The sequence below is a fragment of the Citrobacter sp. C6_1 genome, from assembly GCF_014596835.2.
Taxonomy (GTDB): domain Bacteria; phylum Pseudomonadota; class Gammaproteobacteria; order Enterobacterales; family Enterobacteriaceae; genus Citrobacter; species Citrobacter pasteurii.
In genome coordinates this window covers 1,704,302-1,724,535 of record NZ_CP115031.1, presented here as the reverse complement: position 1 = coordinate 1,724,535, position 20,234 = coordinate 1,704,302, and the positions used below count along the sequence as shown (strand labels likewise).

The following is a 20,234-nucleotide window of genomic DNA, read 5'->3' as shown; positions in this document are numbered from 1 at the left end:
ACAACTTCTCTCCCCTTTTAGGTTTAACTGCTATCCGCATTGCAGCAACTATCAACCAGGCGCATAATTAGCCTGCTTATTTATATTTACTCGATAGCGCAAACAGCGCATCACACTGCGGATCGCTATGTCACCCTCTGATGTCCCCATAAACTGGAAACGCAACCTTACCGTTGCCTGGCTGGGCTGTTTTTTAACCGGCGCAGCATTTAGCCTGGTCATGCCATTTTTACCCCTTTACGTCGAGAGTCTTGGCGTGACGGGTCACAGTGCCCTGAATATGTGGTCAGGGCTGGTATTCAGTATCACCTTCCTGTTTTCCGCGATTGCCTCACCTTTCTGGGGCGGACTGGCCGATCGTAAAGGCCGGAAAATCATGCTGTTACGCTCGGCGTTGGGCATGGCCATCGTCATGCTGCTGATGGGGCTGGCACAAAATATCTGGCAATTCTTGATCCTGCGCGCCCTGCTGGGTTTGCTCGGTGGATTTATTCCTAATGCCAACGCACTGATCGCAACCCAGGTGCCACGCAATAAAAGCGGCTGGGCGTTGGGGACACTTTCCACCGGCGGCGTCAGCGGTGCTTTACTTGGACCACTGGCGGGTGGGTTACTTGCCGATCAGTATGGTCTGCGCCCTGTATTTTTCATCACAGCCCTGGTGCTGTTGATCTGTTTTATTCTGACACTCTTTTTTATCCGTGAACACTTCCAGACAGTGAGCAAGAAAGAGATGTTGCACGTTCGCGAAGTTGTAACGTCGTTAAAGAATCCAAAGCTGGTGCTGAGCTTGTTTGTCACTACCCTGATAATTCAGGTTGCAACCGGCTCCATTGCGCCAATCCTGACGCTGTATGTACGGGAGCTTGCGGGTAATGTCGGCAATATCGCGTTTATCAGTGGGATGATTGCCTCTGTACCCGGTGTTGCGGCCTTAATCAGTGCACCAAAGCTCGGCAAATTGGGTGACAGGATTGGTCCGGAGAAGATCCTGATCGTTGCATTGGTTATCTCCGTACTGCTGCTGATCCCAATGTCATTCGTCCAGACACCCTGGCAGCTAGGCGTGCTGCGTTTTTTACTGGGTGCCGCTGATGGTGCATTGCTGCCTGCCGTACAGACCTTGCTGGTGTATAACTCAACCAACCAAATCGCCGGGCGTATTTTTAGTTACAACCAGTCGTTTCGTGATATCGGCAACGTTACAGGGCCGTTAATGGGAGCTGCTATATCGGCAAATTATGGCTTCCGTGCCGTCTTCTGCGTCACCGCTGGTGTTGTGTTATTTAACGCGATCTACTCATGGAACAGTCTGCGCCGCCGCCGGGGATCTCAGATCCTGGGATGATTTGGTGTATTCATTCTCAACGGGCCCCCAACATATCAATTGGATTAATGTAGGAGGATACGCAGAGTGAGCTCCGTGACAATTCTGATCGTACTGGCTACACACCTTTTTTAAACGTCATGACACTCAATAACGCTTAATATTATTCTAGCTGTTATAGTAAACTACTTTATTTCTACCTGAATTTTTCGCTTCATACAGCGCAGCATCAGCATATGATACGACTTTGTCAGCAGAATAATCATCAGATTTACTACAATATACACCGATGCTGATTGTCATTTTCTCTTTCAAGCCATATATATTGGGCACCGCTGTTTCAGTTTCAACATTTTTTCTTATTCTTTCCGCAACAAACATTACTTCAGCGTTATCTTTACACTTAATCAGGATCCCAAACTCTTCCCCACCAATTCTCGCAAAAATGTCTGAGTCTCTGATCGATTTATTGACAATATCAACAATGCTTTTTATAACGCGGTCGCCTTCCTGATGGCCATAAGTATCATTGATGCGTTTGAATTTATCTATATCCAGTATCATTATACAAACAGCACCTTTTACTAAAGATGATTTCAGTGCCTTATAGAATAACTTCCGGTTATATATCTTAGTCATCGCATCTTTTATTGCTGAATCCTTCTCTCTCTTAAGAATAATGAACATGTTGTACATTAATATAGATATGATACATAAGGTGCTGATAACTTCGATTCCCCTACTGACATACCAAATATACATACTATATTCATCCAGACTTAACAGAAGAACATTCGTCAGGATTGCAGAGCAACACAGTAACGCGATGCTTTTCCATAAGATACCATGCATTTTGGTTTTCACTGCCAGATACAACAAAACCATTCCCCATGCAATAATCAGTGAATATATATAGCCAATATGCCAGTGCACCGTTTTATTGTCAGCTTTGAGACTGGTAATTTCAATCGTGACATCAGCGTTATAACTGGACAAATTATGCGAAAGGGATGCAATTGCCAGCATAATCAACAAGGCTATAATTATGTAACATGGTTCTCTTTCTTTAGTCTCAATAACTGTGGAAGTCGCTTTATAAGATTTCAATGATACAAAAAACAATGCAATAAAACTAACTTGCCTAAAATAATAGAAGATAGCGATATCATTTGTGCGTTTTTCTATCAAAACGCTATCATTAATTAAATCCTGAACGATATATATAGTTTCTATAAAATAGATATCATTACTAAGAAATGCCATTCCTAGTATCATCAGGTATGTTAGATCTTTCCTGCAAAGGTATTGAAAAAGCATAAAAAGAAAAATTATGCCGTACAGAAAAAACAACCCAACGATGATTATCAAATATGTTGTTTGAGGTACACTCTGCACTTCTAGCTGATACTGAGAAAGACACATGCCAGCAATAAAATAGCTGACTAAGCAAGTAATGTAAAAGTTCATCAACCTGCTATTGTTTGAATTACTATTATCCATAACAGCCCTGACAAGAATCCTATTTCGCATTTTATATATTAAGTCATTACTTTTTGCAAATTAATAATTTATCATTTTTTAATAATGACAATCTTATTTATAACGCATGTTATTATTCATTAAATATTATGGATGCTCTCTTATACTTCGCTATATATATAATATAGTCACCACATGCTTAATGATTAACAATATCATTTATGGATATCTAACTTAAACAAACATCGATACTTTCAGACGTAATACTCACACGCGTCATTTTTATACTTACCCTTTAATTTCAACTAGTTAAAATAAAAAATTTTGTATGAATTATAATTGTTTCACCCGCCATAAAGTATGGTTTGCAGTCTATTTAATCACCCCGTTTAAACTATAACATCCTCACCCATGGTGCTCCTGTCATAACGGCTTGAGTTTAATACACTCCAACCGATTCTTAAAAACTTAAGGTTTGCTGTTCATGAATCGTATTGGCGGTAGGGTTCCCCCGTTTTTTTTGTTGTTCCAGGAAGCACCACAACCGTATGGTTATGGTAAGAAACACCCGATGCTTCAAGCCGTTGCATACCTGAAACTTCGCGATAAACGAATGCTTTGACAGTTCTCACCACACCACCTATATCTTTTTATTAAGCCAATCACCCATGCGATCAGGATGCGAATATGAATGCCTTATACCCCACCCTTGAAGAAGCCATTGATGCAGCCCGTGAAGAGTTTCTGGCTGAGAATTCAGGCCTTGAATCTGACGAAGCCAGTGTCCAGCAGCTGAACGTACAAAAGTACGTGCTACAGGATGGCGATATCATGTGGCAAGCTGAGTTTTTTGCCGACGAAGATGATGGCGAAGGCGAATGTTTGCCCATGCTGAGCGGTGAAGCGGCACAAAGCGTTTTTGATGGCGACTATGATGAGATTGATATTCGTCAGGAATGGCAGGAGGAAAATACGCTCCACGAATGGGATGAGGGTGAATTTCAACTGGAGCCTCCCCTTGACACAGAAGAAGGCCAGACCGCAGCCGATGAATGGGATGAACGATAGTTACTCGTAAGGCCCATGGTGTATATCGAGCGGTAATAGCAACGTATCAAACACCAGCGAAAACGGCAGATCCAGGAGGGTGACATAACGCCACGCAGAGTCCCGGACATCCCATTGCACGCCTGGATAGTATTGATTTCCGTGTCCTTGTCCGGGGATCGTCCGGCTAATAATGCTGCCGCATCCGCTCAGAAGAAAGACCATCATTCCCACAGCGAGTATTCGCACTGGATACCTCATGACTTTTATATTCAGTATAAAAAAATACCGGCTCCAGGCCGGTATTTTTACGTTTCACACGCTTATTTTTTCCTGAGCGCCAGTGGGTTCAGGGAGATCCCCTGATAATAATTAACCCATGAAGAATACTTATCTGGTGAATTCCAGACGCGATAATGTAAACGCGCCATAGTCACCGGATCGCTCAACAGAACCAGGCGGCGATCGCGATTCAGTTTCTCCGGCGTTTCATTCAGCGCCTGCTCGACATGACGATCACGTGCGATTTCAAGCACGTTACTCGCACGATGGCGCGCGGTAGCCATTGCCGTTGCCAGCGCGTTAAACGACGGGTTAAACACAGCGTGCATGAAACCGTCATCCAGCGAACGATTACGGTTCAGCTCCAGATAGTTATCCGTGTCCACCAGCACCTTCGGCGGAGAATACTCTTCCGGGATCAGGAACAGTTTCCAGCGTTTGGTACGTAACCCAACCGTTGAACGACTGGAAATGACGGAAACAAACGGCGACAGGATTAGTGAAAAGACAATCGGAGCCAGCCAGAACAGGAAACGCAGATCCAGCCAGGCCATCCCTACTGCCCACACCAGGCCCAGCAACAGCTGAGATCCGTGACGCATAAACGCCTCACCCCACGGAGTGGAGTCGTCATCGCGTTGCGGCGAATTCCACACCACTTCCCATCCGAGGAAGGCACTGACCACGAAAACGGTGTGGAACAGCATACGCACCGGCGCCAGCAGCACGGAGAACAGAACCTCCAGCAGCAGCGACAACGTGACGCGAATAAATCCACCGTACTCTTTCGTGCCTTTGCACCAGATAAGCAAAATACTCAGCAGCTTCGGCAGGAACAACAGCACCATCGTTGAGGCAAACAACGCGATAGCCAGCTCAGGACGCCACTGCGGCCAGACCGGGAACAACTGACGTGGTTGCAGGAAGTACTGCGGTTCCGTCAACGCATGGACCACCTGCAATGCGGTCGACAACGCGAGGAACATAAACCATAACGGTGCTGACAGATAGGACATCACACCGGTCAGGAACACCGCGCGATGAACCGGGTGCATCCCTTTAACCAGGAACAGACGGAAGTTCATCAGGTTACCGTGGCACCAGCGACGGTCACGCTTGAGCTCATCCAGCAGGTTCGGTGGCAGCTCTTCATAAGAGCCCGGCAGATCGTAAGCAATCCACACGCCCCAGCCCGCACGACGCATCAATGCCGCTTCCACGAAGTCATGGGAGAGGATCGATCCCGCAAACGAGCCTTCGCCTGGCAGCGGTGCAAGCGCACAGTGTTCAATGAACGGTTTCACACGAATAATCGCGTTATGACCCCAGTAGTGCGACTCACCCAACTGCCAGAAGTGAAGTCCGGCGGTAAACAGCGGACCATAAACGCGGGTAGCAAACTGCTGGCAGCGCGCGTACAGGGTGTCCATACCGGACGCTTTTGGCGAAGACTGGATAATCCCGGCATTCGGGTTCGCTTCCATCAGGCGTACCAGACCGGTCAGACAATCTCCGCTCATCACGGAATCAGCGTCCAGCACCACCATATAGCTGTACTGGTTGCCCCAGCGGCGGCAGAAGTCATCAATGTTACCGCTTTTACGCTTCACACGGCGACGACGACGACGGTAGAAAATCTGTCCTTCGCCCTGCACTTCGGCAATCAGCTCCATCCACGCCTTTTGTTCCGCAACGCAGATATCGGGATTGTAGCTGTCACTCAGAATGTAAACATCGAAATGCTCCGCATTCCCCGTGGCTTTAACCGACTCCCACGTAGCGCGCAGGCCCGCGAATACGCGGTCAACGTCCTCGTTACAGATAGGCATGATTAGCGCAGTGCGGTGCTCAGGATTCAGCGGCTCATCCCCTACCGTTGAGGCAGAGATACTGTACTTGTCACGCCCAATCAGCAACTGCAGGAAGCCCATCAGCGCGGTCCAGAAACCGGCTGATACCCAACAAAAAAGCACGGCAAACAGAATGAGGATACCGGTCTGCAGCACATAAGGCAGCAACTGCATAAAGGAAACCCACAGGTTCTGCCCCATCATATCTGCTGGATTAATGAATGCCCATCCCTGATAAGGAAGGATCGTTTTCATATACCAGGTCGCTACGACCGTTTGCGCCAGCGTTAAGATCAACAGCGTATAACGGCGGATCGTGCCGACGGTACGCCATTTCTGCTCACTTTCTTGTTCTTCTTTCGTCAAACGAGAAAGATAACGCGGTGTGACATCGCGCCCGCGCAGGCGATCCCAAAAACGGCCAACCGGGTTAGTACGCCAGGGATCGGGAAACATTGAAGTACGTGTCGCTTTCGGCATTGCCTGCAGCTGGTCACGCCCTTCATCATCCTTTATCAACTGATCTTTGGCCAGAGAGTCTGGCCAGGCTTGCTCAAGGCGAGCTTTTACAGACCCCTGCGGTGAGTCATCTTCGCGCGAGTAAGTACGGTGCTCGGCATCCAGCGCCTGATGAACGGCGCGAATGTCAGTTTTCGGCAGTGCCGCTTTTTCGATATCCGAAAGCGGCATTGCGTCAATATACTCAGTTGTCTTATTCATTGGCAGGTAACTGGTAGCTCCAGGTTTCACTCAACGGCTGATCGGCATTGGCCAACGCAGCACGCATTTCAGTGGTTTTCTTCGCATCTTTCACTTTCACGCGCAGCATCAAACGCCACCCTTTCGTAACCGGGTTGTAGCGCACGGTGCTTTCCACGATTTCACCGTTGTCACCAATGCTGGTTTGCGCGGTAATCGGGGTGTCCTGCGGCAGCTTTTTCATTTCGGTGCCGGTGAAATCCACCACAAACGCGATAGTGCCGTCAGGCTGACGAATGAGATTGGATTGTTTGACATCCCCTGTGGAACGGCGAGTCTGCTGCACCCAGGCATTTTCTGGCGCATGAAGCTTATCTTCATCACGCGTAAACGTCAGGGTGTACTTAAAGTTCATCTCTTTACCTGCTTCCGGCAGTTGATCCGGCGTCCAGTAGGCAACGATGTTATCGTTTGTTTCGTCGTTAGTAGGGATCTCAACTAATTCAATTTTGCCTTTACCCCAGTCGCCTTTTGGCGTGATCCAGGCACTTGGGCGCAGGTCATAACGGTCGTCGATATCTTCGAAACGGGAGAACTGACGTCCACGTTGCAACAGGCCGAATCCTTGCGGGTTTTCCATCGCAAAGCTGCTCACCGCGAGATGTTTCGGGTTATTCAGCGGACGCCAAATCCACTCGCCGTTACCTGCATGGATAGACAATCCGTTTGAGTCGTGCAGTTCCGGACGATAATTTGTCGTCGGAGATGGCTGGTTCGGGCCGAACAGGAACATACTGGTTAACGGAGCTACGCCCAGTTTGCCCACTTTATCGCGCAGATAGACTTTGGACTGAACATCCACAACCGTGTCACGGCCTGGAATAATCACAAAGCGATACGCCCCGGTTGCACGCGGGGAGTCAAGCAGGGCATAAATGGTTAAACGTTTGTCAGTCGGTTTTGGACGTTCGATCCAAAACTCACGGAAGCGGGGAAACTCTTCACCAGAAGGCAGTGCGGTATCTATCGCGAGACCGCGCGCAGACAGACCATAGACCTGGCCTGCACCAAGTACGCGGAAATAGCTGGCGCCGAGCATGCTGACGATTTCATCGTTTTTGTCTTTGCTGTTGAGCGGATACAGCACCTTAAACCCGGCGAACCCGAGATCTTTTACGGTGTCTTTATCGTGCTGCACATCGCCAAAATTAAAATAATCCGGGCTGTATTTGATTTTTTTTACCGCAGTCGCGGTAACTTCGTTGATCTTGACCGGCGTGTCGAAGTACATACCCTGGTGGTAGAATTCGAGCTTAAATGGGGTCTTGAGATTGCTCCAGTATGCTTTGTCGCGATTAAACTGGATCTGCTGATAATCCGCATATTTCATGTCGCGGAAAACGGAGGGCAAGTTACTTTTTGGCGCCTCGTAGCCTTTATCGGCTAAGGATTGAGCTTGCTTTGCAACATCATCAATACTGAACGCCCAGCTCGATGATGTATACAGCGTTAACATTACTGCTGCACCCAACCAACGCATTTTCATCATTTGTAGTTTATGTTTCATAATTAGTAAGCACTTCCCCCTTTGTGTGCTTATATTGATCCGATCCATTTTAATGGATAATCGGGTATTCCGACAACTGAATCCCTGTATTGTTCGTATGCTGGCTCATGGTTTAAGCAGGTTCGCCTGCCTGTTTTCACTTTGAGTGCTTATCCTGGAGACAGGTTGTTGGACTTCGTGTAGGGTTGCCTTCGAATGTAACCATAATTCGTCTTAGGGATAAGACGAAAAGTCTGAGAATACGTAACTGTCTATGAGCTCTGTATCTCCACCGCGTGAATATTTTCTGGATTCCATCCGTGCCTGGCTGATGTTGTTGGGGATTCCCTTCCATATCTCGCTGATCTACTCCACGCATACCTGGCATGTGAACAGCGTAGAACCGTCATGGATATTGACCCTGTTTAACGATTTCATACATGCATTTCGCATGCAGGTCTTCTTTGTTATTTCGGGTTATTTTTCATACATGCTGTTTTTGCGCTACCCCTTAAAGCGGTGGTGGAAAGTGCGTGTTGAACGCGTGGGGATCCCTATGCTGACCGCCATCCCACTACTCACGCTGCCGCAATTTATCATGCTGCAATATGTGAAAGGCAAAGCCGACAGTTGGCATACTCTTAGTGGATACGATAAATACAACGCGCTGGCATGGGAGCTGATTTCTCATCTGTGGTTTTTACTCGTCCTTGTCGTTTTAACAACCGTGAGTATGTGGGTGTTTAGCCAAATGAAACACCGGTTGACGAGCCCCGATGGCGTCAGCACTTCCACGATATCGATGACAAAACTGACGTTGATCTTTTTGTTGCTTGGCGTCGGATACGCCGCCGTCAGAAGAACAATTTTTATCGTCTACCCGTCTATTCTCAGCGATGGCATGTTTAATTTTATCGTCATGCAAACGCTGTTCTATGTGCCGTTCTTTATGCTCGGCGCGCTGGCGTTTATCAATCCGCAGCTGAAAGCACTGTTCACAACGCCCTCGCGCAGCTGCACGTTAGGCGCAGCATTCGCTTTTGTGGCTTATCTGCTCAATCAACGCTATGGAAACGGCGATGCCTGGATGTATGAAACCGAATACGTAATAACGATGGTGATGGGACTGTGGATGGTTAACGTCGTTTTCTCGCTCGGCCACCGTTTATTGAATTTCCAGTCAGCCCGCGTCACCTATTTTGTCAATGCATCACTGTTTATCTATCTGGTGCATCATCCGTTGACGCTGTTTTTCGGTGCCTATATCACACCTCACATTACATCAAATCTGCTGGGTTTTCTCTGTGGGCTGCTGTTTGTTGTCGGGATTGCGGTAATATTGTACGAAATCCACTTGCGGATACCGGTGCTGAAGTTCCTCTTTTCAGGGAAACCCATCGTTAAGCAGGATAAAAACAAGGCCATTGCCGGATAGCAGGCCTGTCATTGCATGGTTCAGAGCAGCCATTCAATCGGTAATACAGAGGCCAGCCTCACCAGACCCCGCTTCCAGAATCCTGTGGCGGGTTCTTTTTTCACTACCCGCTCACTGCTGCCAGGACAATCTACCCAGTTTATCCGGCCCCAGCGGTCCAGGCGTAATTGCCAGGCCACATCACGCTGGCTTTGCATAAAGCGTTTATGAATCAATGACGCCAGAACTTCACTCTCAATCACAAATCCCATTTCCGTATTGAGCAACGTTGAGCGCGGATCGAAATTAAGCGAGCCGATGAAAACTTTGCGGCCATCAATGCTGAAGGTTTTCGCATGCAGACTAGAGCCTGAATTGCCGGTCAACCCGCGATCGTGTACCACCGCACCGCGATCGCGGGTTGGTTTTAGCTCATACAGTTCTACACCATAGCGCAGCAATTTTTTCCGCCAGCGCGCATATCCTGCATGCACAATTGCCACATCATTCGCGGCCAGCGAGTTAGTTAAAATAGCAATCTTTACCCCTTTTCGAACCAGGCGCAGGAGCTGTGCGACTCCGGCACGTGTCGGCACAAAGTAAGCGGAAATTATATCAATACGCTCAGTGGGTGAGCCCATGACGTCAAACAAACGTTGCGGTAATAGCGAGTGACGCGGCGCTTTCCCCTCTCCTTTTGCCGGATCGTCACTGAGCAGGCGCGTTTTGGCCCAAATCAGCGACAGTGAACCCTGATCAAGATGCGTCATAAACTGGCTGGTCTCCAGTTTGTGCAAATAGCGTCGGGTAATATCGTCGTTATACCACGATTCAGGCAGTTCAATGCGTTGAGTCGTTTCTGGCTCAGACAACTCCAGGACTCTTTGTAACGTTGAAACTGACTGACATTGCCAGTATCGCTCAAAATCATCCGCAACCTCTTTCACCACCGGACCGATGGCCATCACGTCAAGATCGGAAAACAACGGTTCTTCACCCGCACCGAAATAGGCATCGCCGATATTACGCCCGCCAACCAGCGTCACTACACCGTCCGCGGTATAACTTTTATTGTGCATGCGGCGATTGAGCCGGGCGAAATCGGTTAAATACCCCAACGCGCGAAGGATGCGAAATGAGAAGGGATTAAACAGGCGGACTTCAATATTCGGATGGTTATCCAGCAGACGCAGCGTGTCATCAAGGCCCGGCGTGTTGTTATCATCCAACAGCAAGCGAACCCGTACCCCGCGTTTCGCCGCGGCCAGCAGAACAGAAAACAGCAGCAGCCCGGACATGTCGTTCTCCCAGATGTAATACTGCACATCCAGCGTTCGTTCCGCCATTTCTGTCAGCCGATAACGGGCTGCGAAAGCATCCAGACTGTCATCCAGTGCCAGAATGCCGCACTGGTTCGGATGGCTTGCGCACAATGGGGTAATGGCACGCTCAAGTCGCGTCATATCAGGCCGTGTTATCATCGCCTTGTTGGGTGAGTAATCTCTTGTATAACCCGGCATTTTCCTCATCAAAACACACGAAGTAGATTTGATCAGGTAGCGCACGGCGGGTGATAAATTTCAGCACCGTATTCACCGCTATCTCCGCCGCCGCCGCACGTGGATATCCGTAGGCTCCGGTGCTAATAGCCGGGAACGCAATGGATTGATAGCCATTGGCCAGTGCCAGTTGTAATGAATTGCGATAGGCCTCTTCAAGGCGTTCTGCTTCATGATGATCGCCGCCCTGCCAGACGGGCCCAACAGTGTGGATCACCGCTTTGGCGGGGAGATTTCCCGCCAGGGTAATAACCGCATGACCGGTTGGGCATTCGCCCTGTTGCTGTAATACCTGTTTGCAGGCCTCCAACAGCGCAGGTCCAGCGGCGCGATGAATCGCTCCATCAACGCCACCGCCGCCCAGCAACGAGGAGTTGGCCGCATTGACAATCACATCAACGGCGATTGCCGTAATGTCGCCCTGTAAAACATGAACACGCGATTGCATAAGTTCCCCCTGACAAAACACTCTCTGTTAAGTGTACAGCAGGGTTTTCTATGAAATCTCACTTTTTAACCATACAGGTGCATATCTACGCCAGAACGATTCATTTATATTCAATATTAAGAATCGCCAGATTTTTCTGTTCATTAAGGTACTGCATTCTCATACTGGCAATTTGCTGGAGGCTTTCAGGAGCCATCGCTATCTGTTGTGTGTTATAGCGACTACTCCGTAACTTACCATCACGTATACATGACACTTCAATCTGTTGTTGTTGCGAGTTCACTTCACAAGGCGATTCAACTATTGCGCCACGAAAATGGATAATCCCGCCAGGTGTGATTTGCTGCGCCGTTGCGGGGAACATAAAAAAAGAAGTAACACATAAACTGGTACTTAAAATACGTTTTAATAAGGTGCTCATAAGGGTTCCTCAATGATAAACCATCCTTGAGGGATCAAAGTGATCCTTCACCGCTGTGATTAACGACCAAATAAAAACGTTTTCACGTCTCTATATTCATAGAACAGCACCGCTTTCCCAGCCACACCCTTAAAGCAAATACAGCAAAAAATCATGAGCGATTGCTTGAATCAGGCCACTGCTGGGACAGATGCAATGACTGCCCATCCGAAACGGTAACGACAATGTTGACCGTATCTTCAGGTGAAATATTAAAGCTCAGTTTTGTTAATTCAATCGGCCGATTAGCAGGGATCGACAGGCTTGTTTTCTGTTGTGTTTGGCTTTGCCCCCCCGCCCCTTTACGTATGGCAAGAATTTGTACCTGGCACACGCAGGGTTGCGATAATGTCACCTGCGGAATAATGGTATACATCTCACCTTGCTGGGCTGTATTAAAAGTTATTTGATTTGAAAGCGCGGCAATGAGTAATAGCGTATGCATAATATGCTCCCGAAAAAAAACAGGGCTTTCGCCCTGTTTATTATCAGTTATAAAACTGAATTAGTGCTGGTTAGCTGTCGCATTGTTGCCATAACCAACCTGCTGAATCAGAACATTCGAGTCAGATGCAGTCTGATTAACCACCGCACCGTTACGACCACCGAACTGAGTTACACTGATGTCAGCATTTTTTGCATTCCACTGATTGATATCAGCGCTGTTCTGGAAGCCAGTCTGTTTCAGGCTAATGGTACTGTCATCAGCACCTTGCCCGACGGTAGCACCGTTACCATGTCCGTGTTGCGTGATGGTCACATCTGATTTACGTGCATCACTTTGCAGCGCATTCGCAACGTTACTTGACCCATATTGGTAAATACTCAATGAAGAGTCCGGGCCATAATTACTGCCACCGTGATGGTGACCATTGCTGTTCAATTGCGGAACAAGGCCTGCCAGAGCACTGCCAGAAACTACGATTGCTGCGAATGCTGCCACTTTTAAAAGTTTCATGGTAAAACCCCCATCGGATTGATTTAAACGTCGTTTACGGATTAGCGTTGAGTAACGCGAATTGCCATTTGCGACTGTCTCTGCACCACAACTGCTGTTTTTTGTGTACCGTACTGGGTAATATTTGCTTTATTACCAGAACCTTTCTGGATAATCATCGCTGTATTACCGTAAGAACTTTGTTTAATACTCGCATCATTAGAGCTGCCTGTTTGATCAATATATGCAAAATTATATGATCCTGTCTGATCTGTTCTCGCCCGGTTACCTGAACCTTCTTGCGAAATGACCGACAATAACTTGCTGCCCTCCTGGCGGGTATTTGCACTGTTAGCAGTGCCAACCTGACCAATAATGGCTGCCTGATTAAATGAAGACTTACTTAATTCATTTACCGCAAAGTTATATTCTGAATTAGCTAAATCATAACTGGTTGCGGATGCAATCCCAGGCACACCCAGTATTGTCAACATCATAAATAACAACTTGTTTTTCATGCTGTCACCCTGGACCTGGTCGTACATGAAGTTAAATTAATTACCACTCAAATTGTTGTTAACATGACTTACATTTGTTAACGCCACGTTACGATGAAGAGTATGTCCGTTGAAACATTTTAAATAACTCACCCGCGAGTGGTATTTTGATATCCAGATTCACACCAAAGTACTAATTAACAGTGAATAACACCGCTACAGGTATAGGTTTTATTTTTATTTCGCCATCAGGAATGAATTTCTATGCAGTCACTGAAAAAGTGCATTTTCCACGATTTCAGGGCTTCGCAGCACCGTGTCGCGATGGTCACCGATGCAAGTCGTGACAAAGGTCAGTTTTTTCCGCTTAAAATTGTCCAACGTAAAGTGGGACAAATAATTTAGAATTCATTAGAAATCTAAAACTCGCCAATCGTTAATTAAAACATTAAAAATCAATATGTTATTATAATTTGTATGATTTTTTAAATCTATGCAGTAACGGTAAAATGTACAACTTTCCTATCAAATCTAAACTCCAACAAAACCTAAAAATCACATTTTAATATATAATTTTACATTCTGTTACATGTTTAACACTTGCTTTAAGATTTGTAATAGCTAGATTGAAATCAGTTGAAGTCCATTTGTTTTAATATTTTCACCCCTTTGGGTCGATATTTTATTTCTACACAGCAGTGCAACATCTGTCAGTACTTCTGGTGCCTCTATTTTAGTAGAGACAGCTGTCAGGTGTGCGACTAAAAAGTGGAGTTTCATCATGTTTAATGAAGTCCATAGCATTCATGGTCATACATTATTGTTGATCACGAAACCTTCTTTGCAGGCAACTGCATTATTACAACATTTAAAACAATCACTGGCGCTAACCGGAAAACTACATAATATTCAACGTTCTCTGGATGATATTTCCTCTAGCTGCATTGTTTTACTGGATATGATGGAGGCAGATAAAAAACTGATCCATTACTGGCAAGATAATTTGAGCAGAAAAAACAACAATATAAAGACGTTATTGTTGAATACCCCTGATGACTACCCTTATCGGGATATCGAAAACTGGCCACATATCAATGGCGTGTTTTACGCAACTGAAGATGAACAGCGTGTTGTTAGCGGCTTGCAGGGTGTCTTACGCGGTGAATGTTACTTCACGCAAAAGCTTGCCAGTTATCTGATCACGCATTCTGGAAATTATCGTTATAACAGCACGGAATCGGCGCTGCTGACACACCGTGAAAAAGAAATACTTAATAAATTGCGTATCGGCGCCTCAAATATTGAAATCGCTCGCTCACTATTTATTAGTGAAAATACGGTAAAAACACATCTTTATAATCTTTTCAAAAAGATAGCTGTCAAAAATCGTACGCAGGCGGTCTCATGGGCCAATGATAACCTCAGGCGATAAAGCCATGAAACGCTATTTGACCTGGATTGTGGCAGCAAATTTATTCTTTGCTGCCGGGAATTTGCACGCGACTACAAGCGTAGAGGTGGAGGTTCCCGGACTGTTAACTGACCACACTGTCTCTTCAATCGGGCATGATTTTTATCGTGCATTTAGTGACAAGTGGGAAAGTGAGTACACAGGAAATTTAACTATCAATGAAAGACCCAGTGCGCGTTGGGGAAGTTGGATCACCATAACGGTCAATCAGGACGTTATCTTCCAGACTTTTTTATTCCCCACGAAAAGAGACTTCGACAAAATTGTCGTCTTCGCATTGGCACAAACTGAGGAAGCATTAAATCGCCGGCAAATAGATCAAACTCTATTAAGCACGAGCGATTTAGCGCGCGATGAATTCTAAAACATGATTTTGTCCGGAGGCTTTCATGCGTGTCAAACATGCAGTGGTTTTGCTCATGCTAATTTCACCATTAAGTTGGGCCGGAAACATGACGTTCCAGTTCCGAAACCCAAACTTTGGTGGCAACCCGAATAACGGGGCTTTTTTGTTGAACAGCGCTCAGGCGCAGAACTCCTATAAAGATCCGAGCTATAGCGATTACGGAATTGAAACACCGTCAGCGCTGGATAACTTTACTCAGGCGATTCAGTCACAAATTCTCGGCGGCCTGCTCACCAACATTAATACCGGTAAGCCGGGAAGAATGGTGACCAATGATTTTATCATTGATATCGCTAACCGGGACGGGCAGTTGCAATTGAATGTTACCGACAGGAAATCGGGAAAAACATCAACGATCGAAGTGTCGGGTTTACAAACACAGTCAACCGATTTCTAAGCTATAGCCACGAAAGGAAAAAATCATGCAGCGCTTACTTATAATGGTTGCAGTATTTTTACTCAGCGGATGCTTAACGTCCCCACCGCAAGAAGCCGCTAAACCGACATTAATGCCTCGCGCCCAAAGTTACAAAGACTTGACGCATCTCCCGATGCCTACGGGTAAAATCTTTGTATCGGTTTACAATATCCAGGATGAAACGGGTCAGTTTAAACCTTATCCGGCAAGTAACTTCTCCACTGCCGTACCGCAAAGTGCCACGGCAATGCTGGTTACCGCACTGAAAGATTCGCGTTGGTTCATCCCGCTGGAGCGTCAGGGATTACAGAACTTACTGAACGAACGGAAAATCATCCGTGCGGCACAGGAAAACGGCACGGTTGCCATTAACAACCGAATTCCGCTGCAATCATTAACCGCAGCTAACGTGATGGTGGAAGGTTCAATCATCGGCTATGAAAGCAACGTTAAATCAGGTGGTGTCGGCGCGCGTTATTTCGGTATTGGTGCCGATACGCAATATCAACTCGACCAGATAGCGGTAAACCTGCGCGTAGTTAACGTCAGTACCGGTGAGATCCTTTCTTCGGTCAACACCAGTAAAACCATCCTGTCTTATGAAGTGCAGGCAGGGGTATTCCGTTTCATTGACTACCAACGGCTTCTGGAAGGGGAAATTGGTTATACCTCTAACGAACCGGTCATGCTTTGCCTGATGTCAGCCATTGAAACTGGCGTTATCTTCCTGATAAATGACGGTATCGATCGCGGCTTGTGGGACTTGCAGGATAAGAAACAAGTTGATAACGACATTCTGGTTAAATATCGACATATGTCGGTACCTCCAGCGTCCTGATACTAAAGAGAGAATAAAAAGCGTGAGGGAACCCTCACGCTTTTTTTATTTACTGGTCAGCGTGGATGAAGCCGGGTTTTCGCGACGAGACGCCAGCCACAATCCGCTGTTTTTCATTGCATAGCCGAATACCAGACCCAGCGCCAGAGACGGCAGAACCAACTGCCAGTCGCCCTGTCCTGCAAATGTTGCGCATGCGCCAATAAACGTGCCCGGCACAAATGAAAGCAGCCATTGCTTTGCCTGGATACACATCATAAATGCGACAATTCCCGTTATGACATAGCCAAGGATGTCCATATGCGGGGCAAGTGCACTACCATTAATAATCACCAACGCCCACACCACACCGCTTAGCAGCGTACACGCCGAGATCCACAGCCCTTTCAGTCCACCTTGTGGGCAGGCAAAATAGGCTGTACAGCCCAGGAAGCCAGCCCAACTGAGTAAACCAAGAGAAACGGCCACCCATCCCCAGAGTCCGGAGAGAATGCCCGTTGTGATTGCAATAGAGAGAAGTATGTTCATGCCGCGCATCTTAGCAGAAAAACGGCATGGTAATGAGATCGTGCACACAATTTATGCAAGATGATAAATTGCGTTGCAGTATATAGTGACTTAGATCACATTTACTCGTCTGTATCTTCCTGCAATTCATCCCACATTGCGCTAATTGCATCGCGCGTCAGCGGCGCCATAGTTCGCCAGAAAGCGGTATTCGCATGCGCCTCAACTTTACCAAGGAACGTGTCGCACCAGGGAAGCAGGTAGTCAACAAACAAGGTTTCCAGTGCTTCACTCTCATCTTCTGCGGACTGGTCTTCAAGCCAGGATGCCGCCAGCAACAAGGTACCAATATGATCGGCTGGTGTATCCGCCAGCGGCATTCCACGCGCAGACAAGAATGCACGAACATCCGCTTCCTTCGCCCCTTCTACCCAGGCGCTACGATAAGGCGGCACTGAACACTCTTTCCCGACAAACAGCGCGTTGTAATCCGCAGCAAGCTGGGGCATATCACAGCTTTTCTGCAAACGGGCCAACAGCTCATCCTGTTCCAGTGGCCAGTTAGCAGACAGTTTACCTTCGCTAATCAAGGTAAACAGGGGAACCAGTAAAGGGTCCTGCGGTTGGCGGTAAAACAGCGAGCCCAGTACACGGCACAGGATAGAAAACTCGTTCATTGATATATTCCAGTTAGTAACAATTAAAGTTCAGCAAATTCCGCGATAGGCTCCATGCCCCGCGATTCCAGAAACGACAGCAAGCGTTTTGGTGAAACGTTCAGAATTCGGTCTTCCGGGAAGCCCACATCATCCAGAATCTTACGGCATTCACCGAACTCTCCCAACGTGAATGCGGTATGGGAATCTGAACCCAGGGCCACCCAGCCACCTGCATCACGTACTGCCGCAGCCACAGCGCGACAGTTATCTTCACTGCCCTTACGCGAATGCAAAAACGAGGAATTATTGATTTCCAGCGCGACCTGGTATTTTGCCGCCGCCTGTGCAATTGCGGTGATATCGACGGGATATTTGGGATTTCCAGGATGGCTGATAATATGCACATTGCCACTCGCCATCGTGGCGATCATCGCCTGAGTATTGGTCTCTTTATCGTGAGGGGCAAAAACCGGCTCATGGAAGCCCGCAATAATCAGATCGAGTGAGTCAAACATCGGCCCTGAGCAGTCGATTTCCCCTTCAATATTCTTGATGTTCGCTTCTATCCCTCGCAGGATCCCCACGCCGTTCACCACGCGCGGCCAAATACGCATGTTAATAAAATGCCAGTGGTGTGGCGCATCCGCCATGTCCGGTCCATGATCGGTGATGGCAAACAGCTTGATACCTTTTCGATGAGCTTCAGCGATGTAATCACTCAGGGTGCTGTAGGCGTGGGTGCTGGCAACGGTATGCATATGCAGGTCAACGGGATACATAACTCTCTCCTGTAGTCGTTTTCCGTCAAGGATAGCAGGTATCGCCGCCATTAATACCCTAAATAATTCGGGTTGTATTTAGTCGAAACCCGGCGCTGGCCGGGTTGACATTGTTATCAGTAACCCCGAACACGATCGACCTGACCGGTAACCGCTTTTCCACTTTCCAGGCTCAGGATTGTACGAGAAATATAATCCACCGCTTCCGCTGGGCGCGTTACCGCAGCAATGTGCGGCGTCATCGCCACACGCGGGTGTTTCCACAATGGGTTGTCTTCCGGTAGCGGTTCTCGGCTATAGACATCCAGCATAGCACCTTTCAGTTTTCCGCTATCCAGTGATGCCAGAAGATCGTCTTCATTGAGATGAACACCACGCGCCAGGTTCAGCACATAGGCTCCATCCTGTAATTGATTCAACAGTCCGGCATTAATAATGCCTACCGTTTCTGCCGTATTGGGCAGAAGATTAATCAGCACACGCGTCTGGCTTAAAAATGCACTCAACTCTTCCGTGCCCGCAAAACTTTCCACCCCAGGCCAGGATTTACGGGTACGACTCCAACAGCGCAGTGGGAATCCCCATGCCTGCAGGCTCTCTGCCACTTTAGCCCCTAATACACCGGCCCCCATGATGCCGATGGTAAATTCATCACGGGTATACTCTTGCAACGGCTGCCACTTCGCCTGGGATTTTAATGCCTGATAGTCATCAAAGCGGCGGAACCAGTGCAACACCTGACTCACTGCATACTCCTGCATTTGCAGACCCATACCGGTATCTTCCAGACGGAAAAGTGGAATCGAGGTATCCAGCATCTCCGGGTGTGCTTTAAGCTTACTGAGGATGGAGTCCACTCCGGCTCCCAATGCAAAGACAGCTTTTAACTTTCGCCCTGCCAGCATTTCAACCGGCGGATGCCAGACCAGCGCATAGTCGGCATGGGCATTATCACCTGCTTTCCACTCGCGAACGTTAGCACCAGGGATGGCTTTCGTCAGCGCCTTTACCCACCAGGCCGTATCAAATGTAGGGTGATAGAAAATTATTTCCATATTGTCTCCTGAACATTGTTATGCGGAACATTCTCGCACTTATTATCACCATTTTCCGAGGGAACATCAGATTAGCAAATTTCAGGGTGCTGGCAAAAAAAACAATTCCCGCTCATTTAAGCCCCATGTTGCTTGAAGTTTGTGTAAATGCACGTTTTTTTGAAAAAGTAGATTGACGCCGGGGCGGTATTTCCCCTACATTAGCGCCCGTTCCAGCAGTACAGGAACAACAATATGGTGAGGTGTCCGAGTGGCTGAAGGAGCACGCCTGGAAAGTGTGTATACGGCAACGTATCCGGGGTTCGAATCCCCGCCTCACCGCCATATTTTGAGAAGAGCTCGTACGCAAGTACGGGCTTTTTTTTGCCTGTTTCACAGCCTGGCGGGGATGAGAAGCCCGGAGCGGGGTTCGACAACTGGCACAGCCAGTTGGACAGACTGCGAATGCAGTGAGCAGGCTGCCCGAAGGGCGAGCAACGCGAGTCAATCCCCGCCTCACCGCCATATTTTGAGAAGAGCTCGTACGCAAGTACGGGCTTTTTTCGCCACTGACCCA

The 20,234-nt window shown here is 47.6% G+C and carries 21 protein-coding genes and 1 tRNA gene; 8 read left to right on the top strand and 14 right to left on the bottom strand.

Annotated features, from left to right (window positions below; all coding sequences use genetic code 11):
• Nucleotides 1–127: 127 nt before the first annotated feature.
• The gene (gene mdtG / locus IB196_RS08275; RefSeq protein WP_188232080.1) at nucleotides 128–1,348 is read left to right on the top strand and encodes a multidrug efflux MFS transporter MdtG; all 1,221 of its coding nucleotides are present in this window, start codon (nucleotides 128–130) and stop codon (nucleotides 1,346–1,348) included.
• A 147-nt stretch (nucleotides 1,349–1,495) separates the two neighbouring features.
• Here the strand turns inward: mdtG and IB196_RS08270 are convergent, their stop codons facing one another.
• Nucleotides 1,496–2,794 carry a sensor domain-containing diguanylate cyclase gene (locus IB196_RS08270; RefSeq protein ID WP_223240154.1) on the bottom strand — a complete coding sequence of 433 codons (1,299 nt, stop codon included), beginning with the start codon at nucleotides 2,792–2,794 and terminating at the stop codon, nucleotides 1,496–1,498.
• A gap of 699 nt (nucleotides 2,795–3,493) precedes the next feature.
• Here IB196_RS08270 and IB196_RS08265 point away from each other — a divergent pair.
• Nucleotides 3,494–3,874 (top strand): MysB family protein, encoded by a 381-nt coding sequence (locus tag IB196_RS08265; RefSeq protein WP_005129101.1) that lies wholly within the window; start codon nucleotides 3,494–3,496, stop codon nucleotides 3,872–3,874.
• On the opposite strand, the gene IB196_RS08260 is transcribed toward IB196_RS08265, so the two are convergent.
• The 3 genes from IB196_RS08260 to mdoG form a co-directional block, all read right to left on the bottom strand.
• The gene (locus IB196_RS08260) at nucleotides 3,875–4,102 is read right to left on the bottom strand and encodes a YceK/YidQ family lipoprotein (protein ID WP_040230759.1); all 228 of its coding nucleotides are present in this window, start codon (nucleotides 4,100–4,102) and stop codon (nucleotides 3,875–3,877) included.
• Between the two features lie 74 nt (nucleotides 4,103–4,176).
• The gene (gene mdoH, locus IB196_RS08255; RefSeq protein WP_040230656.1) at nucleotides 4,177–6,705 is read right to left on the bottom strand and encodes a glucans biosynthesis glucosyltransferase MdoH; all 2,529 of its coding nucleotides are present in this window, start codon (nucleotides 6,703–6,705) and stop codon (nucleotides 4,177–4,179) included.
• Nucleotides 6,698–8,233: a glucans biosynthesis protein MdoG gene (gene mdoG / locus IB196_RS08250; RefSeq protein WP_086523802.1), complete on the bottom strand. Its 1,536-nt coding sequence runs from the start codon at nucleotides 8,231–8,233 to the stop codon at nucleotides 6,698–6,700. Before mdoG ends, mdoH begins: the two co-directional genes overlap by 8 nt.
• Before the next feature lie 271 nt (nucleotides 8,234–8,504).
• Between mdoG and mdoC the strand changes: the two genes are divergently transcribed.
• Nucleotides 8,505–9,665 carry a glucans biosynthesis protein MdoC gene (gene mdoC, locus IB196_RS08245; protein WP_005129107.1) on the top strand — a complete coding sequence of 387 codons (1,161 nt, stop codon included), beginning with the start codon at nucleotides 8,505–8,507 and terminating at the stop codon, nucleotides 9,663–9,665.
• A 20-nt stretch (nucleotides 9,666–9,685) separates the two neighbouring features.
• Here mdoC and IB196_RS08240 read toward each other — a convergent pair whose 3' ends face one another.
• The 6 genes from IB196_RS08240 to csgB all read right to left on the bottom strand — a co-directional run bounded on the left by IB196_RS08240 (nucleotide 9,686) and on the right by csgB (nucleotide 13,566).
• Nucleotides 9,686–11,173 carry a phospholipase D family protein gene (locus IB196_RS08240; protein ID WP_149691499.1) on the bottom strand — a complete coding sequence of 496 codons (1,488 nt, stop codon included), beginning with the start codon at nucleotides 11,171–11,173 and terminating at the stop codon, nucleotides 9,686–9,688.
• Nucleotides 11,109–11,651 (bottom strand): O-acetyl-ADP-ribose deacetylase, encoded by a 543-nt coding sequence (ymdB, locus tag IB196_RS08235; protein WP_005129111.1) that lies wholly within the window; start codon nucleotides 11,649–11,651, stop codon nucleotides 11,109–11,111. The genes IB196_RS08240 and ymdB overlap by 65 nt, the downstream gene beginning before the upstream one ends.
• Nucleotides 11,652–11,751: 100 nt before the next feature.
• Complete coding sequence (locus tag IB196_RS08230; RefSeq protein WP_005129119.1) at nucleotides 11,752–12,072, bottom strand: type 1 fimbrial protein; 321 nt, start codon at nucleotides 12,070–12,072, stop codon at nucleotides 11,752–11,754.
• A 151-nt stretch (nucleotides 12,073–12,223) separates the two neighbouring features.
• Entirely contained in the window at nucleotides 12,224–12,556 is a 333-nt protein-coding gene (gene csgC, locus IB196_RS08225; protein ID WP_005129120.1) for a curli assembly chaperone CsgC, read from the bottom strand.
• Nucleotides 12,557–12,616: 60 nt separating this feature from the next.
• Nucleotides 12,617–13,069 (bottom strand): curli major subunit CsgA, encoded by a 453-nt coding sequence (gene csgA / locus IB196_RS08220; RefSeq protein ID WP_005129121.1) that lies wholly within the window; start codon nucleotides 13,067–13,069, stop codon nucleotides 12,617–12,619.
• A gap of 41 nt (nucleotides 13,070–13,110) precedes the next feature.
• Entirely contained in the window at nucleotides 13,111–13,566 is a 456-nt protein-coding gene (gene csgB / locus IB196_RS08215; RefSeq protein ID WP_005129122.1) for a curli minor subunit CsgB, read from the bottom strand.
• A 760-nt stretch (nucleotides 13,567–14,326) separates the two neighbouring features.
• Here csgB and csgD point away from each other — a divergent pair.
• The 4 genes from csgD to csgG are packed head-to-tail and all read left to right on the top strand — an operon-like array spanning nucleotide 14,327 to nucleotide 16,678.
• Nucleotides 14,327–14,977: a biofilm master transcriptional regulator CsgD gene (csgD, locus tag IB196_RS08210; RefSeq protein WP_005129125.1), complete on the top strand. Its 651-nt coding sequence runs from the start codon at nucleotides 14,327–14,329 to the stop codon at nucleotides 14,975–14,977.
• 4 nt (nucleotides 14,978–14,981) lie between these two features.
• Nucleotides 14,982–15,380: a curli production assembly/transport protein CsgE gene (gene csgE / locus IB196_RS08205; protein WP_040230652.1), complete on the top strand. Its 399-nt coding sequence runs from the start codon at nucleotides 14,982–14,984 to the stop codon at nucleotides 15,378–15,380.
• Between the two features lie 25 nt (nucleotides 15,381–15,405).
• Nucleotides 15,406–15,819, top strand: coding sequence for a curli production assembly/transport protein CsgF (gene csgF / locus IB196_RS08200; protein WP_005129126.1), 414 nt, complete (start codon nucleotides 15,406–15,408; stop codon nucleotides 15,817–15,819).
• A 25-nt stretch (nucleotides 15,820–15,844) separates the two neighbouring features.
• Nucleotides 15,845–16,678, top strand: coding sequence for a curli production assembly/transport protein CsgG (gene csgG / locus IB196_RS08195; protein WP_188232079.1), 834 nt, complete (start codon nucleotides 15,845–15,847; stop codon nucleotides 16,676–16,678).
• A 45-nt stretch (nucleotides 16,679–16,723) separates the two neighbouring features.
• Here csgG and IB196_RS08190 read toward each other — a convergent pair whose 3' ends face one another.
• From IB196_RS08190 to ghrA, 4 genes are all read right to left on the bottom strand, one after another.
• Nucleotides 16,724–17,206, bottom strand: coding sequence for a DUF1097 domain-containing protein (locus IB196_RS08190; RefSeq protein ID WP_005129130.1), 483 nt, complete (start codon nucleotides 17,204–17,206; stop codon nucleotides 16,724–16,726).
• Between the two features lie 101 nt (nucleotides 17,207–17,307).
• Entirely contained in the window at nucleotides 17,308–17,862 is a 555-nt protein-coding gene (locus IB196_RS08185) for a molecular chaperone (protein WP_005129133.1), read from the bottom strand.
• Nucleotides 17,863–17,885: 23 nt separating this feature from the next.
• Complete coding sequence (locus IB196_RS08180) at nucleotides 17,886–18,623, bottom strand: phosphatase (RefSeq protein WP_005129135.1); 738 nt, start codon at nucleotides 18,621–18,623, stop codon at nucleotides 17,886–17,888.
• Nucleotides 18,624–18,739: 116 nt separating this feature from the next.
• Nucleotides 18,740–19,678, bottom strand: a complete 939-nt coding sequence (gene ghrA / locus IB196_RS08175) for a glyoxylate/hydroxypyruvate reductase GhrA (protein WP_040230648.1) — start codon at nucleotides 19,676–19,678, stop codon at nucleotides 18,740–18,742.
• A 236-nt stretch (nucleotides 19,679–19,914) separates the two neighbouring features.
• Here ghrA and IB196_RS08170 point away from each other — a divergent pair.
• Nucleotides 19,915–20,002: transfer RNA gene (locus IB196_RS08170), tRNA-Ser, on the top strand.
• Nucleotides 20,003–20,234: the final 232 nt, after the last annotated feature.